This is a genomic window from Chthonomonas calidirosea T49 (genome assembly GCF_000427095.1).
GTDB lineage: Bacteria > Armatimonadota > Chthonomonadetes > Chthonomonadales > Chthonomonadaceae > Chthonomonas > Chthonomonas calidirosea.
In genome coordinates this window covers 692,279-708,147 of sequence record NC_021487.1, presented here as the reverse complement: position 1 = coordinate 708,147, position 15,869 = coordinate 692,279, and the positions used below count along the sequence as shown (strand labels likewise).

Genomic DNA, 15,869 nt, shown 5'->3' with positions numbered 1-15,869 from the left:
TAAGCTATGTCCAAGCTTTTTGGATGCGCGCGATGGCGGTTGCGATATCTTCCACGTCTTGTTGCGTGCCGAGCAACACATATTGAGGAAGCCAGACGCATTCCGCGCAGAGTTGCTCGCAGACGGGGTGATGGATTTTTGTATAGTCCATGGTGATTTTGCCATCGGTGAGGGCGGCGAGACGTGCTGCATGGTGAGCGAAGATCGGTTGTTGATGGAGGGGACGATAGGTGGACATGCTCGGTATGCCCTCGGCGTTCAGGGCGCGCAGAAACTCCTCAAGGCTATGGCCTCCGAAGGCATCTTTTTGGTACCTAAAGGCATACAGGTGATAAGACTGGCAGGTGATCCGTTCATCTTCGATGGGCAGCAGTATGCCGGGAATCTGCGCGAGCAGTTGACGCAAATAGGCAGCATTGCGCGAACGGAGCTGAATCTGTTGGGGGAGGCGTTGCAGCTGAACGCGCAGAAGGGCGGCTTGAAACTCCGTCATACGATAGTTGCTACCAGGGAAGGGATGTTCGTACCATTGCCCGCCGCGAGAGCGTCCAACGTTCATAATGGACCAGGCAGCATCAGCAAGCGCCTCATTATTCGAGAGAACGATGCCGCCTTCGCCCGCGTTCAGGTTTTTCGAGGCTTGAAAGCTAAAGGTGCCAAGATCGCCCAGGGCTCCTACACGACGCCCACGCCATTCAGCGCCGTGAGCCTGAGCAGCATCCTCAATAAGATAGAGGTTGTGACGCTTCGCTATTTCCAAAAGCCTGTCCATGTCGGCAGGGCGACCGGTGAGATGAACGGCGATAATCGCTTTCGTCCTTGGGGTTATTGCGGCCTCTACCTGATCGGGGTCTATATTGTAGGTTTGTGGGTCTACATCTACGAACACGGGCAGGGCGCCAGCCATGAGAGGCGCACTTGCCGAGGCGATGAAGGTATAGGAGGGGACAATGACCTCGTCGCCGTAGCCGATGTTAAGAGAACGGATGGCGATCTCGATGGCCGCCGTTCCATTCGTGCAGGCGACACCGTATTGAGCCTGCTGAAACGTAGCAAACTCTTTTTCAAAGCTAACGCCCTCTACTCCGCCGACATACCACCATTGACCGCTTTGAAGTGCTCGTTTCAGCGCCTGCTCTTCAGCGTGGCCGAAGATAGGCCATCGTGGCCAGGGATGCCGTTGTCGGTCGCGAACAGGCTTGCCGCCGTTAATAGCCAGCAGTTCTTGAGTCGTTGCGAACATGAGCAGCCTCCTTTCTTCCCTTAGGGAAGGAACACCTGGTCCTCAGTGTTTCGGGGACGCTTTTCAGATCAAAATTCTTCATCGTTGGTTGATTTCCCTTTTCGCCGTCTCCAAGAGGGAGTGGCAACGGCCCCATGCTCTTGGAAGAAGGGACGATGTTGCCATCGCGCGCGTAGAGCGCGTAAGGCGTCGTAAAGGGGGGCGGTGCCGCTTGCTCCCCGTAAGAGCGGTTGAAAGCAGGTGGTGTCGCGCCGTTGAACGGCAATCAGCAAGGAGTCGAGTAAGCCTTGCAGCCGTACCTCTTGCTGTCGAAGGAACATGCGAGGATTCCAGGCCGGTTCAGAAGCGTCTACGAAGGCCGGTTCAGAGAAGTGGACAAACGCCTCTGGCAAGCGTTCTGTCCAGAGCTCATAGTGTACGGCCACAAGCAGGAGATGAAACCGCTGCAGTCTCATGGCGATGTGAGCGAGCCCTGGTTGAAACTGAATAGGTCGTTGATAGTTGCTCACCATTTCGCCTTGAGGGGTAAGCCAAAGCGAGCGCGGTTGATCTTTGAGCAGGTGTTCCACCGTATCTAAAAAGGCTTTGATGCCTTGAAGGCTTGTGCGATCGACTCCGAGAACGCCCATTTTGGAAAAGAGGGCATAGCGCTGGAGTTGTTGAGCGTCCATCACGGTATACACATCATGATGGAACAGACGATGTTCGACGAACGCGGGCACAAAAAGGTCCCACCAACTGCTGTGGTTGAGACAGACGATAAGGGGAATCGAATCGTCCAAAGGGATTCGGGGGGCGTCGCCATAGAGATAGAGGGTATGGAAATGTCGTTTGAGATAGCGCGGCACATAGTATCGCATAAACCCCTCTTTAAGCCAAGGGATTTTAGGGTTGATCGGTTGCTCGCTTCGTGGCCGCATGAATAGGATTTTATCCGAAAGTTACTCAGATTAAGAAGTGTCTCTTTCCCGTACCCTGAAGGAATATTCTACCTGCTTGTCGAAATCCCTTATCCACACACCGGGTTTTCATGCTACAAGGAAAGAAGGATGTACCAAACGTTATGTCAGGCGCTTATAGCGGTAATACTCGCCTTAGGCGCGGAATTTTTGTATGCTCAACAGTCACCCGTCGCGTTACCAAACCCTATTAACGGGCCTGGCTCGACCTTATCGTTAGCGCCACGGGCAGCACTTCCCCACTCGCCACCATTGCCCTACGGCTTGGAGCTGCTTTCGCGTTTCGATCTACTGCCCTATTTGCGCGATAGTCGGTGCGTGCAGGATTCGAGCTATGACCGGAACTTTTACAACGCCGATTTTGGGCATTTTCTGAGGGTTGAGGGACATACGGCGGTGCTCGCCGATATTCGCGGGCCGGGGTGCATCTATCGGTTCTGGTCGGCTAATGCAGCGGGGCACCTGCGCATCTATTTTGATGGAGCAGCCACGCCCACCATAGATTGCGCCATGCAGGACTTCTTTCTTGGCAAGGTACCCCCCTTTCTGCAGCCGTTAGTAGGACACAAAAGCGGTGGATGGTACTGCTACTTTCCGATGCCTTTCCAGAAGCACTGCCTCATTACGGTGACCGATCCGGGGCCGATGTACTATCATGTAGAGTACCAACTCTATCCGGATAGTACACGGATCGCCACCTTTTCACCGCAGCTTCATCAGAAAGAGTTGGCTGCTCTTGGGGAGGTCTTAGAGCAGTGGGGGCATCTCGGGCTAGACCCAAAGCCCTCTGTGGTGGAAGAGCAGGCCCAAGATGTTCAAACGGAATGTGTGCCCGGACAGCCATTGACATTGGCGAACCTTTCTGGAGCTGGAGAGATAGATGCTCTGCATATCCGTCTTGATCCAGCGAACAGATACACCCTTCGCCAAACGGTTCTACGTATCTACTGGGACGGTGCCACCCGTCCGGCTGTAGAGGCGCCTGTAGGCGATTTCTTTGGCGCCGGTTTCGGAAAGGAGACGTTTGCTGCACTGCCGGACGCTATGAACGACCAAGGTGGCTTTTGCTACTGGCCGATGCCTTTTACCAAGAGCGCACGGATTGAGCTGATAAACTATGGGCAGAGGTCGGTGAACGTACTGTTTCAGATGCGTTATCACCGTTTGGGACAGCCGTTGAAAGACGCAGGGTATTTTCACGCGCGCTGGCACCGCCAGATCAACAAAGAGGGGGAGAACTTTCATATTCTCGAGGTACAGGGACGTGGCCTGTATGTGGGTGAACACACGGCCATGCAGGGCGACAGGGGGATTTGGTTTCTGGAAGGAAATGAAGAGATTTGGGTGGATGGAGAATCGTTTCCCTCCATTATAGGAACAGGGACAGAGGACTTCTACACCGCCGGCTGGTATTTCGATGAAGGCCCCTTTAACGAGGCCTTCCATGGCTGTATCCTCAAAGATGAGGCGCACTCGAGGGTGGATGCCTACCGGTACCAGATCACGGATTGCGTTCCTTTCCAAAAATCTATTCGTGTGGATATTCAGCATGGCCCTATTGACAACTATCCTGGGTCGGACTACGCCTGTGTGGCCTATTGGTACCAAACAGCACCTGACGACAACTGGTCGCCTCTGGATCCGACACAACTGACACCGACGCATTGGCACGCTCAGGATGCTATAGAAGCGGAGAGCTTGCGGTGGACTTCCGGAGACCCGCAGGTAATAGACGACATGAACCTGCCCGTCCTAGCCAGCGGTGGTGCTGTTGTGGAGCTGCATGGTGGAACGGCCGCTTGTGTGCTGCCCGTCGCCAAGGAGGGGGACTACATACTCTCGTTGGTGCAGCCACCGTTGGCGGGCACAGCGCGACTAGGTCAGAACTGGGCGGTAGATGATCCTAAGCAGGTCGGCCCTGCACCAACGGAAGCGATTCGGGCCGATGAAACAAATAGTGTGCACCAAACGCTTCATCTAACAGCTGGCGATCACACCCTGTTCTTTCAGATACCCACAGGGCAGACGCTGTATCTAGACTATCTTACGTTACGACGCCTACTGCATCCAAATAGCATTCCGGCAACCGACCTAAAAGTCGTGGAGGCAACCGATGGCGAAGCCCAGATTCAAGACATGACCGGGTTTGGCCCCTACTGGGATAACAACCAGCAGCTCTGGTTTACCGGCCATCGGCAGGGTGCCCAGATGACCGTGGAGCTCCCTGTGGAAAAAACGGGTAGCTATGAGCTGTCGGTCTACTACACGACGGCGAGAGATTATGCCATTGTGCAGGTGTTGCTTGATGGCAACCCGATAGGGCAGCCAACCGATTGTTACACTCCCAATGTTCAGGCCAAAGACCAGACCATTTTGGGGAACGTGATGCTAACGGCGGGCGTGCATCGGCTTACGTTTCGAGCGGTAGGCAAGAACCCGGCTTCCACCAACTACCTTATTGGAGTAGATGCGATAGGGCTAAAGCCTTTGCCCTAACCCGTATTTCTAGGAGGCATATGCGAGAGATCGTTCGTAATGCTGGCGTTTACGTTGCCGTTATCGTGGTGGCATTTTTCTTTGCCATCTGGCTACCGCAGTTTCGGCAGCCTTCAAATCTGCTAAATGTTCTCGATCAGTCGGTGGAGATAGCGATCGTCTCGGTTGGGATGACGATGGTGATTCTCACCGAGGGGATCGATCTTTCCGTAGGAAGTTTGGCTGCTTTGGCGCCGTTTCTAGGGGCTTGGTTGATTACGCAGCATACCGGTGGCCTTTGGCACTCCGCCGTTATTGGCGTGCTGTGCTGCTTAGCTGTGGGTGGGGCTGTTGGTCTCATCAATGGGCTCGCGATCACACAGGCTTATTTGCCTCCCTTCATCGCCACGTTAGGCACCATGTCCATTGTACGCGGCCTAGCCTACATTGTTTCCCATGGAACTGGTATCACTGATCTGCCACATGGCTACACCTTTTTAGGTCACACGCTCCCCGGTCAGGTAACGGTGGGAGTGGTGCTGATGTTCGTGTTATACGGGATTAGCCACCTTTGGTTATCGCGTTCCGCCACTGGTCGGGCCATCTATGCCATTGGCGGCAATGAGACAGCTGCGCATCTATCCGGCCTGAAGGTGAACCGGATCAAACTCGGTGTCTATATTCTGTGTGGCATTTTGGCAGCGCTTGCTGGCTTGGCCGAAACGGCGATGGTGGGTGCTTCCGTACCAGATGCCGGTATTGACCTTGAGTTGAACTCCATAGCCGCGGTCGTTATCGGGGGAACAAGTCTGAGCGGTGGTCGCGGGAACCTTGTGGGCACGTTGGCGGGCGCTCTCCTCATGCGGCTCATTCGCAACGGGCTTGATCTTGCGGGCATCGACTCGAACTGGCAAAAAGTGGCCATCGGGGCGATTATAATGGGGGCTGTGGCGTTCGACGAAATCCAAAAGAGAAGAGGTGCACGACTATGAACCGTTCATTTGCTGAGGGAAAGCTGCTGCGTGTTGAGAGGGACGTTATTGCTAGGCGGACTGCCTTCCAAAGAGGTCTGATGATAGGCCTGCTCTTCTTTGCGCTAGCGGGCTGCAGCAGTAACCCTTCTGGCTCGGGGGGAGCGACCTCCTCTAGACAGGGAGGGAACGGCGCTCTGAGCCAACGCGTCATTGCGGTGGTTTCACCGGCAAAGACAAGTCCATTTCATGTTACCCTGGCGGCGGCTGCAGCTGAAGAGGCCAAACGTCTTGGGCTTCCTCCCATTATCGATCAGGCTCCTTCCAGTGAAAGCGACTACACGGGGCAGGTGGCGTTGGTGCAAGACATCATTCAGCGCCATCCGGCGGCGATCAGCGTATGTGGGATCAATCCGCAGGCGCTGGTCAATATTATTAAGAACTGCAATCGGGCTCATATCCCCATTTTTGTGCACAATCAGATATCCCCAGTTGAAGGCGGGGGGCAGGTGGTGTCGTACATTGGTTATGACGAGTACGAGGGTGGGCGCAAGTGCGGCGAGGAGGCTGCAGAGCTACTAAAGCAAAAGTATGGAGCCTATCGGGGCAACGTGGCGATACTCGATGGAGAGCCGGGAGACCACACAAACCTTCGTGCGGGAGGATTTAAGGACGCGCTTAAGAAGTACCCGGATATCCACATCGTCGCCGAGCAGAACGGTCATTGGCTTCGAGCCGATGGCACGGCGATTACACGAGATTGGCTTCAGCGTTTCCCAAATCTCGACCTTGTTTTTGGATGTAGTGATGAGATGGCACTTGGAGCGGCCAAGGCGGCGAGAGATGCCGGAAGGCAACTTTTGACCATCGGCATTGATGGTAATAGACCCTCACTGGAGGCGATCCGCGATGGAAAGTATACGGCCTGTTTGGCGACCCAGCCTGACCTGATAGGAAAGGCCGTTATTGACACAATTAACGACTATCTCAGCGGCAAAAAGGTCCCGCCAGTGGTAAAGACTCCATGTGTTATCGTGACGAAGGCCAATGTGGCTCAGTTTCTAAAGTAGTTGGTGGGAGCCACCGATGCGTTGTAGGGGAGCGGAAGATGGTAGAAAGCGCCCTTTCAGTGGGAGTATCTGGCGCTCAGCCTATTGCCAAAATCATACACCACCTGAAAACCGCTCCCGTCTAACCTTAAACGATAGATTAATCCCGCATCCTGGCTCCCACCTCCTTCCGTTACCTCATACAATCTACCATTGCCTCCTAACACTAGACCAAAGGCCACTTCCCCCTCTGCTTCTCCCCTAAACGCTGCAACAGCCTGTAGCCCACCCCATCCACGCTCACCCCAAACACCACACCCTCTTGCTTCTGTCCCCCTCCTCCCGTCACGCCATATAATCTCTTCCCCACTAACACCAACTGCCCTATCCCATAGGCACCATCGCTCTCGCCTCCAGCAAACGCATGCAATACCTTGTAACCACTCCCATCTACCTTCACACCAAACACTACTCCCTTCCCATTCACCCCTCCAGCACTCGTCGTCCCATACAACCAACCTCCTTCCCCTAACACCAACTCCACCAACAACGGATAGGCGCCCTCTTCCCCGGAAAACGCATGCAACACGCTATACCCACTCCCATCTGTCCGAACCCGATACACCACTCCCTTGCCATACTTGCCTCCTTCTTCGGTCACTCCATACAGCCAACCGTCTTTGCTCTCCACTACCCCTCCATAGGGCAGAGCGGCATCAGGTCCGGAGAAGGCATGGAGGATTTGGAAGTGGGTACCATGGGTTTGGAGGGCGAAAAGGGTACCGTCACAGGCGGGGTCTCCGAGGGAGGTGGTACCGTAGAGGGCACCGTTAGCATCTTGGGTGAGGGGAGCGAAGGGGAAGGCACCATCGGCATTAGACGAAGTCGGGATGCAGAGGAGCGAAGGAGTGGAGGATTTGGAAGTAAGTGCCGTTGGGCTCAAGGACGAAGAGGAACTCAGGGGCGAGGGAGCGATGGAAGGTGAAGGTGCCATAGAGCAGATGAGAGAGAGGAGAGTAGAACAAGGGATTAGGATGGAAAGACATGTCGTAAGTGTGAACATAGGGGAACACCGTGTCGAAGGTTTCAGGGAGACCTTGAGTAGTTTGTCGGGAGGGTAGACAACGGTGACGCTGGAGAGGAGAGCGAGGGCTATCGATTTGAGCGTTGCAGGTAGATGAGGGCTGATCTCTATGTTAATAGATAAAACCATTCCACGCTCTGTCCCGTCCTCAAAAGGCATTAGCCGACTTCGCGGGAAAAAGTTTTTATTGTAGAGGTCTCTTTCAAGAAAATTATCGGCGCTGATGGCACAACAAACTTCTCTATCGCTTGTCTGGAGGGAGCATAGGGGCAGCCCTAAACCTGAGAAAGGCCCTTGCATTGGGTATTCTATGTTTTAGTTGGCCCGTCGCCAAAGAGCCGATCATTCAATCCTGGTGAGGTGAGTACCTTGATGGATTTCAAACAAGTGCTTTTGCGGAATCTATTGTTTTTATGGGTTTTTCTGTCGTTTCTCTCTTTAGGTATCGTGCAAGCCCAAGAGCCTCACAGTCTCCGTTCAGACGTACTGCAAACGATGCATTGGCGCAGCATTGGCCCAGCGGTGATGGGCGGAAGGATATCGGACATCGCCGTAGACCCCAAAGACCCCTACACGATCTATGTGGCTTTGGGGACGGGCGGAGTGATCAAGTCCACGAACGATGGGAACACATGGACTCCGATTTTCGACCATGAGGCGGTCGGTTCTGTGGGGGCTGTGGCAGTAGCCCCATCCGACCCTCATATCGTGTGGGTAGGAACGGGTGAGGCCAATGGACGCAACAGCTCCTCTTGGGGCGATGGCGTCTATAAGTCTACCGATGGCGGCAAAACTTGGCAGCACATGGGGCTAGAGGATACGCGCGAGATCGGGCGCATCGTTATTGACCCTAACAACCCCAACATCGTCTACGTAGCTGCGGCCGGACGTCTATGGGGATATAACGCTGAGAGAGGGCTTTTTAAGACCACCGATGGCGGTAAAACTTGGCAGAAGGTTCTTTACATCAACGAGAAGACGGGAGTTATAGATGTGGCTTTGGCGGGAAAGACAGGGGATGTGCTGTTAGCCGCAGCCTATCGTCGCTTGCGTACTCCCTGGGGTTTTTACGATGAAAGCTCCGACTCGGGCATCTACCGCTCCACAGACGGGGGGAAGACGTGGAGCAAGATCACGAAGGGGTTACCCACAGAGAAGGTGGGGCGCATAGGCCTTTCGGTATGCGCCAGTCAGCCGAATATTGTCTATGCGGTTGTTGCCTGTAACGAGGGCGGAGCTAAAGACCTTTTTGACCCTACCAGCAATTTTGGTGGCGTTTTTCGATCAGATGATGCAGGTGCGACCTGGAAGCGGGTCAACAGCACGGTGCCACGTGGATTCTACTTTGGCCAGATTCGGGTTGATCCGACAGATCCGAACTATGTGTACGTTTGTGGATTTGGGCTTGAGGTATCAAAGGATGGCGGAAAACACTTTGCGATACCGGGCTATGGTTCGCCAGGGGTTCACCCTGATCTTCATGCGCTTTGGATAGACCCTCATCATCCGGAACACATGTGGCTTGGAACCGATGGGGGGCTATACGTTACGCACGATCGTGGAACTACATGGGAGTTTGTGAATAACTTCCCCATGGGCGAGTTTTATGAGGTGAGCGTAGATAACCAAAAACCGTTTTGGGTCTACGGGGGGTTGCAGGATAACGGCTGTTGGACAGGGCCTAGTGCCACCACCAATGCGCGCGGGATCACCAACTGTGATTGGATCTCTTTCCCATCCGGCGACGGGTTCTATGTGCTTTCCGACCCGGACGATCCTCAGATTGTCTATGCCGAGTCGCAGAATGGAGAGGCCTACCGGTTGGATAGACACACAATGACACTGCGGCGCATGCATCCGATAGCGCCCGAAGGGGAGCCGGACTATCGTTTCAACTGGAACACGCCGTTGGCTATCTCGCCTTTTGATCACAATGTGGTATACATGGGGGGAAACCACCTGTTTCGTTTCTATGATGAATGCAAGTACTACGATGTTATTAGTCCCGATCTCTCCAAGCAGGAGGGTCCTCACATTACGACCACCGGATCGGGAGCGGAGATTTATGGAACCATTGTGACCATTTCACCTTCGGCGCTGCAACGCGGCTTGATTTGGGTGGGAACCGATGATGGAAACGTGCAGCTGACCCAAGATGAGGGAAAGACGTGGGAGAACGTAACCGACAACTTGCCGGAAAAGGTGAGAAACTATTGGGTGTCGCGGGTGGTGGCGTCGCAGTTTGTGGCCGGACGAGCTTATGTAGCCATTGATGGGCATCGAAGCGATGACTTGGCACCCTATCTGTTTGTGACAGAGGACTACGGAAAGACCTGGCGTTCCATTGTAGGAAACCTACCAAAGGAAGGGCCGATCCAGGCTTTTCGAGAAGACCCGGTGAATCCGAATCTACTGTTTTGCGGCACCGAGTTCGGCGCATGGGTGAGTCTCGATCGCGGTCAGCATTGGCAAAAGCTGGGCGATAATTTGCCAACTGTAGCGGTAGACGACCTTGCCATTCAGGCACGCGACCACGCGCTTGTGGCAGCAACACATGGGCGCAGTCTATGGGTGCTAGACAACATCGCGCCGTTAGAGACGGCCGCTTCCAATCCCAAGGAGGATCAGCCTATTCTCTTTCCTTTGGCTCCTGCGTTGGAGTATCGGTATACCCTGACCACCGAGATCAGCGGTCAACACGATTTTGTGGCGCCCAACCCTCCACGGGGCGTACCGATCGTGTTTTGGTTGCCGAGGCTGGAGGATGTGACCCCCACGCTTGTGATAACGGATGCACAGAATAAAGAGGTGGCCAGACTTTCTGGGGAACGTTATCCTGGGATGCAGACACTCATTTGGGACATGTTGCAGAGGCAAGAGGAGGAGAGAGGCCCAGAGCGGCGTGGAGCGCCCCCGCGGTTCGTGAAGCCAGGCGTCTACACGATAACGCTACAGGTCGGCAAATTCAAGCAGTCGCAAAAAGTGACGATATCCGGCAACCTGGCGCTCTCAGAAGAGGAGACGGACGAGCCGTATACCGACCCAGATAGCGGTGGGGAGAGCGAGATCGGGCCCTAGTCGTTTGCAAAAAGGGTCAAGAGCTAACCGCTCTTGACCCTGAAATAGTCGGAGTATCGGTAAGGGAGTTACTTGTTGTCGTCGTTATTTGTGCCGTTATCCGATGGCATATCCGGTTTGACGTCGCCATTTTGGGGCAGGGGTTTGATGTCGTCGTTGGTTTTCCCCATAACGGCTCCTAACCCGGTGTCCCAACCTCCTTTGCAGTTGATGCACACCGGCTTTCCATTTGCGGCGTTGTCGCCACAGTTGCACATGCCCATATGCACGGCACAATAGTCGCATTTTCCTTTGATGCAGCACTTGTAGTTATCTCCGTCCTTGATCTTTTTGACCATCGCCTCCACCTTTTTAGAGGCGGCCGTTTGTTGCGGTGTATTTTGGTCTGGCGAGCCGCCCTGATCTTGGGCGTAGGCCAATCCGCCAAGAACGGCTACTGCTCCCAAGAGGGAGAAGACAGCTGCTTTTGAGCGTTTCATGTTTCGAGTACCTCCTTGTTGGTAATAAATGCGAAGAGTGCATCGCAGTATTTCTGGAAGAGGTGTCGAAAGAGCTTACCCAGAAGGCACTCGCACATTGGCACGCTCTGTAGAAGATGACGCGCTAAGAGCGATTAGAAGTTCATTGAGGTTGCGTTGAAGCAGGAAGTCGTAGGAGCTGCGTCGAAGTAAGGGCTGAAAGCTTAGGGAAACTTGTTCCGGTAGATCGAGTTGCATGCCTATGTCTACAAAAATGACGCGCCGGTACATGCTGAGGAGCTTAGGACTGGCTATTGGGGCAACCTGTGCTGGGTTTATTCGCTGGCGTCTGACCCTGCATCCATCCCACTACCCAGGGCCGTTTCGAGACGTCACCAAAGAAGCCCGATTGCATTTTCGTTATGATAACGACGCCTCTCCCCAGCATCGGTTTGTGGAGACGACGGGAGGAGGATGTGCATTTCTCGATTTCGATAGAGATGGACTACTTGATATTTTTGCTGTCCAAGGCGGCCCGGCACCTGGAAGTGTGCCGAGGCCCCGTCCTCCGTCTGCACTCTATCGGAATCGGGGGGATGGAACGTTTGAGGATGTGACGGCCGATGTTGGGCTTGCGGTGGATATGGGATACGGGCAGGGAGTAGCCGTCGGTGACTATCTTAATACGGGTTGGCCAGCCTTGTTGGTGACGACTTATGGGGGAGTTCGTCTGTTTCGGAACGATAAGGGACACTTTCACGAGGTAACCCGGGAAGCAGGGCTGGTACAAAGGGGAGAGCCCCACTGGGCAACAAGCGCTTGTTGGTTTGACTATGATAAGGATGGGTGGCTTGATCTTTTTGTCTGTCATTATGTCTCTTGGTTTCCAGATGTGGATCGGCCCTGTGCCGACGAAAGAGGGGAGCTGGTGTACTGTTTGCCGACGGAGTATTTAGGGGACACCTGTGTTCTTTACCATAACAACCGAGATGGAACCTTTACGGATGTAACCAAGGAGGCGGGGTTAGCTCAACTCGTTGGAAAAGCCTTAGGGGTTGTAGATTTGGACTACGACAACGACGGCTGGCCCGATCTGTACGTTACTAACGATATGTTACCGAACTGGCTATTACAAAATCAACACAACGGGCATTTTAAGGAGGTGGCCGTTCAAGCTGGAGTTGCGGTAGGGCCTGAGGGAGAGGCTCTATCTGGGATGGGCGTTGTGGCAGCAGACCTAACGAATCACGGTTTACCTGATCTCTTCGTCGGCAACTTCAGCCATCAACCACGATCCTACTTTCGAAACAATGGGGATGGGACTTTTTCGTTTATGCCCGATCCTGTGAGTGTAGGCAATGCGAGTCAGCCTTATTTGACCTTTGGTCTTGAATGTCTCGATTACGATCTTGATGGATATCTGGATTTAGTTTTGGGGAACGGCCATATCAACGATGTTTTGGGGGATCGGGGTCGGGTGACGTACCGAGAGCGCCAGATTTTATTACATAATCGAGGCGATGGGCATTTCGTAGAGGATCGAGATAGGGGTGGCGATTTGCAGATACCTCGCGTAACACGCGGACTGGCGGTAGGAGACTATAATAATGATGGGCGACCTGATATTCTCGTTAGCGGGCCAAAGATGCCTCTCACGCTTTTTCGCAATGTAGGGGGTAGCAGCCATCATTGGATAGGCTTTCAGCTTGAAGGTACGCATACCAATCGAGATGCCATTGGGACACGGGTTACAATCCGCGTAGGAGATCGAGTGCAGACCCGTTGGGTACGGGGGGCGTCAAGCTACTGTTCGCAAAGCGATCGGCGTGTTCTGTTCGGTCTTGGAACGGCTACCGTGGTGGAGGATGTGGAAATCCATTGGTTGTCCGGTCTACGGGAGCGTCTAGGGCCTTTGGCAGCAGACAGATACTATTCTATTAAGGAAGGCAGGATGTCGCTCTCAAATCGTTTATCGCTCAAAGATAGTACGAGCGGTTGACGATTGCCAATTCATAGACCAAGATGATGTCCATGAGCGAGCGAGGAGAACAACGTGAGACCTTTTCTGAAATGGGCAGGTGGGAAGTATCGCTTAGTGGAACAGATTAAGCGACGATTGCCAGTGGGGACTCGGCTGATTGAGCCTTTTGTAGGTTCAGGTGCTGTATTTCTCAATACAGACTATAAGAGATACTTGCTAAGTGATATTAATTCGGATTTAGTCTGTTTGTACCGGACCTTGCAGCGACACGGAGAAGCCTTTATTGCATACTGCAAAGAGCTATTTGTACCGGAAAACAATAACGCGGAACGTTACTACGAGCTGCGAGCCGAGTTTAACGCCTCGAAAGACCCGTGGCGCCGATCTGCGCTCTTCGTGTACTTGAACCGCCATGGATACAATGGCTTGTGTCGCTACAACGCAATTGGTGAGTTCAATGTGCCCTTTGGCAAATATGCGCGTCCGTACTTTCCTGAAAACGAAATGCAGTACTTCGCGCACAAGGCACAATATGCCGAATTTCGCTATGAGGACTTTCGAACAGTGATGCGATCGGCACAGACTGGCGATGTAATCTATTGCGACCCACCCTATGTGCCGTTGTCCTCGACGGCAAACTTTACAGACTACGCGGCAGGCGGATTCGGGGTCAAAGATCAAGAGGAGCTGGCTCGGCTAGCCGACCAACTCGGACAAGCCGGCATTCCCGTGTTGATTTCCAACCACGCTACCCCCTTTACCGAGGTTGTGTACGCTGGTGCCATTCAGGAGTTTCTGTCGGTACCACGCTTCATTAGCTGTGATGGAAACAATAGAGGCAAGGCAAAAGAAGTGCTTGCGCTCTTTGGAGGGCAATAACGATGGGGTATCTTCTAACAAATTCTCTATCAGAAGGGGTTTGTATAAGATGAAGAAAAGACTGCCAGGTATTTTATCGAAGCGTATTCCTCCATGGGTCATTTTTCTAGTGGCGATTATCGTGGGGGGCTATGTGCTTGTCACACACTTGGTGAAAGTTTATGCGGAGCGCAATGCTGCTGACCACGAGATAGCCCTTGAGCAGGCAGAGATTTCGGAGTGTAAGCGGAGACTCCTTCTTTTCTATAATGCATGGAAGCGCTATCGCGCTGACCACAAGGGGGCCGAGCCTCCTACGTTGGAGTCTCTCATTCCAAAATATATTCCGGACCCGAATCTGCTTGTGTGCCCAACGGTTGCTCGATGGGCTAAAAAGGGAGTGCATTTTACCGTGGGCACCGTGACGATTGGGCGGAGGATCTATCCGGTAAGCTATGGTTTTCGCTGGCTAGCTAGTAGCACGAATGCCTACGACATTAAAAAAGAGGGAGATAACGCTCCTCTTGTCGTCTGTTACTCTCATGAGGAGGGGGTTTACTGGGCGGCGTATCATCGTCCACCCCCCATTGGCGCTTTCAATTGGGGACAGAGAGGACGCTGGGTTGCTCCGGTGCGCCATACCTATGCTCTTGTTATCCGGCGTAACGGCAAGATAGACACATTAAGCCCGGACGACGAATAGGGCTTAAATAGGTTCTGGATACTCCGGAAGCGGAGGAGGCAACGAGGTGCCGCACTCTGGGCAGAAGCGGAAAGAGACGTTGGTAACGGAATGCCCGCATTGGGTGCAGACTCGTTCGCCTGCCTTGGGGCGCGCGTGTGGGTACTCTCCTCGAAGTAGCTTCTGATATTCACGACTGCGACTCCAGTCGAGCACCTCGCGGGCCCGCACTGCGGGAAAAGGTTCAGGGTTAAAGCGGAGCATCTTGAATTTGTAGTAGAAGCCGAGGAGATCGTCTTCCATATCATCGAACAGATCGGCCTGACGCACGAATTCGGCGGAATCCAGGTCATCAGTCAGCTTTTGAGTGCCGGCGACTCGTTTGAGGATGGCGTTGATACAGATCTCTGGGTCTTGCACCACAAGTAAGCCAGCTCTATCGGCAGAGAGTTCTGACTTGCGGAACCAGGCGAAGAGCGTATAGAGGAGGGTACGCACGAGAAGTTCTCCGGGAATATTGAGGTAAGGGCTATTTGCTGCAAGCAGGTTGGCTAGAACGAGTGCCATCGTGCGGTAGAGCATATGATCGGATTTGATATGTCCGATTTCTCGCCCAATAATAAAGAGGCGTTCTGTGTCGCTGAGCAGGTCAACGAGACTTGATGAGATAACGACGATATGGCGTTGCATTCCGAGGGCATAGGAAACGGGGTAAGGATATTGGATGAGGTAAAACTCCGGTTCACGTACATCTAGGATGGCACAGGCTTCGCGGAGATCGTTGTAGAGTCGAGGGCACTGTTTAGGTGAAATGCGGAGGCTATCGGCTGTAAAAAACAGTCTGGCATAGCGCTCAAAGCCAATATCGGAAAGCCAGCGAAAAAGGCGGTCTAGTCCTGGCGTAGCCCTCAGGGCCTCGAGGGCAGCGCGGTCAGCCGGGTGTTCATAAGCTGTGCTTGAGAGGCCTGGAAAGCGTAGGCGTGCTGGTAAAACCGTATTTGGTGTCGTGCTCATGATAAGTGCTCCTTGGG

12 protein-coding genes are annotated in these 15,869 nt (G+C 53.6%); 7 read left to right on the top strand and 5 right to left on the bottom strand.

Annotated elements, in window-relative coordinates:
• Positions 1-4 precede the first annotated feature (4 nt).
• Positions 5-1,243, bottom strand: a complete 1,239-nt coding sequence (locus tag CCALI_RS03125; protein WP_016482020.1) for a DegT/DnrJ/EryC1/StrS family aminotransferase — start codon at positions 1,241-1,243, stop codon at positions 5-7.
• A gap of 68 nt (positions 1,244-1,311) precedes the next feature.
• Positions 1,312-2,163 (bottom strand): lysophospholipid acyltransferase family protein, encoded by an 852-nt coding sequence (locus CCALI_RS03120; protein ID WP_081648249.1) that lies wholly within the window; start codon positions 2,161-2,163, stop codon positions 1,312-1,314.
• A gap of 129 nt (positions 2,164-2,292) precedes the next feature.
• Here CCALI_RS03120 and CCALI_RS03115 point away from each other — a divergent pair, with 129 nt between their 5' ends.
• From CCALI_RS03115 to CCALI_RS03105, 3 genes are read left to right on the top strand one after another with little or no spacing between them, the layout of a single operon-like run.
• Entirely contained in the window at positions 2,293-4,698 is a 2,406-nt protein-coding gene (locus CCALI_RS03115; protein ID WP_016482018.1) for a DUF2961 domain-containing protein, read from the top strand.
• A gap of 20 nt (positions 4,699-4,718) precedes the next feature.
• On the top strand, positions 4,719-5,669 hold the full coding sequence (locus tag CCALI_RS03110; protein WP_016482017.1) for an ABC transporter permease: 951 nt from the start codon (positions 4,719-4,721) through the stop codon (positions 5,667-5,669).
• Positions 5,666-6,718, top strand: a complete 1,053-nt coding sequence (locus CCALI_RS03105; RefSeq protein WP_016482016.1) for a sugar ABC transporter substrate-binding protein — start codon at positions 5,666-5,668, stop codon at positions 6,716-6,718. Before CCALI_RS03110 ends, CCALI_RS03105 begins: the two co-directional genes overlap by 4 nt.
• A 205-nt stretch (positions 6,719-6,923) precedes the next feature.
• On the opposite strand, the gene CCALI_RS15925 is transcribed toward CCALI_RS03105, so the two are convergent.
• The gene (locus tag CCALI_RS15925) at positions 6,924-7,640 is read right to left on the bottom strand and encodes a choice-of-anchor tandem repeat GloVer-containing protein (RefSeq protein WP_155850461.1); all 717 of its coding nucleotides are present in this window, start codon (positions 7,638-7,640) and stop codon (positions 6,924-6,926) included.
• Positions 7,641-8,153: 513 nt separating this feature from the next.
• Here CCALI_RS15925 and CCALI_RS03090 point away from each other — a divergent pair.
• On the top strand, positions 8,154-10,859 hold the full coding sequence (locus CCALI_RS03090; protein WP_016482014.1) for a WD40/YVTN/BNR-like repeat-containing protein: 2,706 nt from the start codon (positions 8,154-8,156) through the stop codon (positions 10,857-10,859).
• A gap of 68 nt (positions 10,860-10,927) precedes the next feature.
• On the opposite strand, the gene CCALI_RS03085 is transcribed toward CCALI_RS03090, so the two are convergent.
• Complete coding sequence (locus tag CCALI_RS03085; RefSeq protein WP_016482013.1) at positions 10,928-11,338, bottom strand: hypothetical protein; 411 nt, start codon at positions 11,336-11,338, stop codon at positions 10,928-10,930.
• Positions 11,339-11,606: 268 nt separating this feature from the next.
• Between CCALI_RS03085 and CCALI_RS03080 the strand changes: the two genes are divergently transcribed.
• Genes CCALI_RS03080 through CCALI_RS03070 form a run of 3 tightly spaced genes read left to right on the top strand, consistent with a single transcriptional unit; the run spans position 11,607 to position 14,859 of the window.
• Complete coding sequence (locus tag CCALI_RS03080) at positions 11,607-13,316, top strand: CRTAC1 family protein (RefSeq protein WP_172636619.1); 1,710 nt, start codon at positions 11,607-11,609, stop codon at positions 13,314-13,316.
• A gap of 54 nt (positions 13,317-13,370) precedes the next feature.
• On the top strand, positions 13,371-14,177 hold the full coding sequence (locus CCALI_RS03075) for a Dam family site-specific DNA-(adenine-N6)-methyltransferase (protein ID WP_016482011.1): 807 nt from the start codon (positions 13,371-13,373) through the stop codon (positions 14,175-14,177).
• Positions 14,178-14,226: 49 nt separating this feature from the next.
• A complete protein-coding gene (locus tag CCALI_RS03070) occupies positions 14,227-14,859 on the top strand; it encodes a hypothetical protein (RefSeq protein WP_016482010.1) in 633 nt (210 codons plus the stop codon).
• A 3-nt stretch (positions 14,860-14,862) separates the two neighbouring features.
• Here the strand turns inward: CCALI_RS03070 and CCALI_RS03065 are convergent, their stop codons facing one another.
• On the bottom strand, positions 14,863-15,852 hold the full coding sequence (locus CCALI_RS03065) for a M48 family metallopeptidase (RefSeq protein ID WP_016482009.1): 990 nt from the start codon (positions 15,850-15,852) through the stop codon (positions 14,863-14,865).
• Between the last annotated feature and the right edge of the window lie 17 nt (positions 15,853-15,869).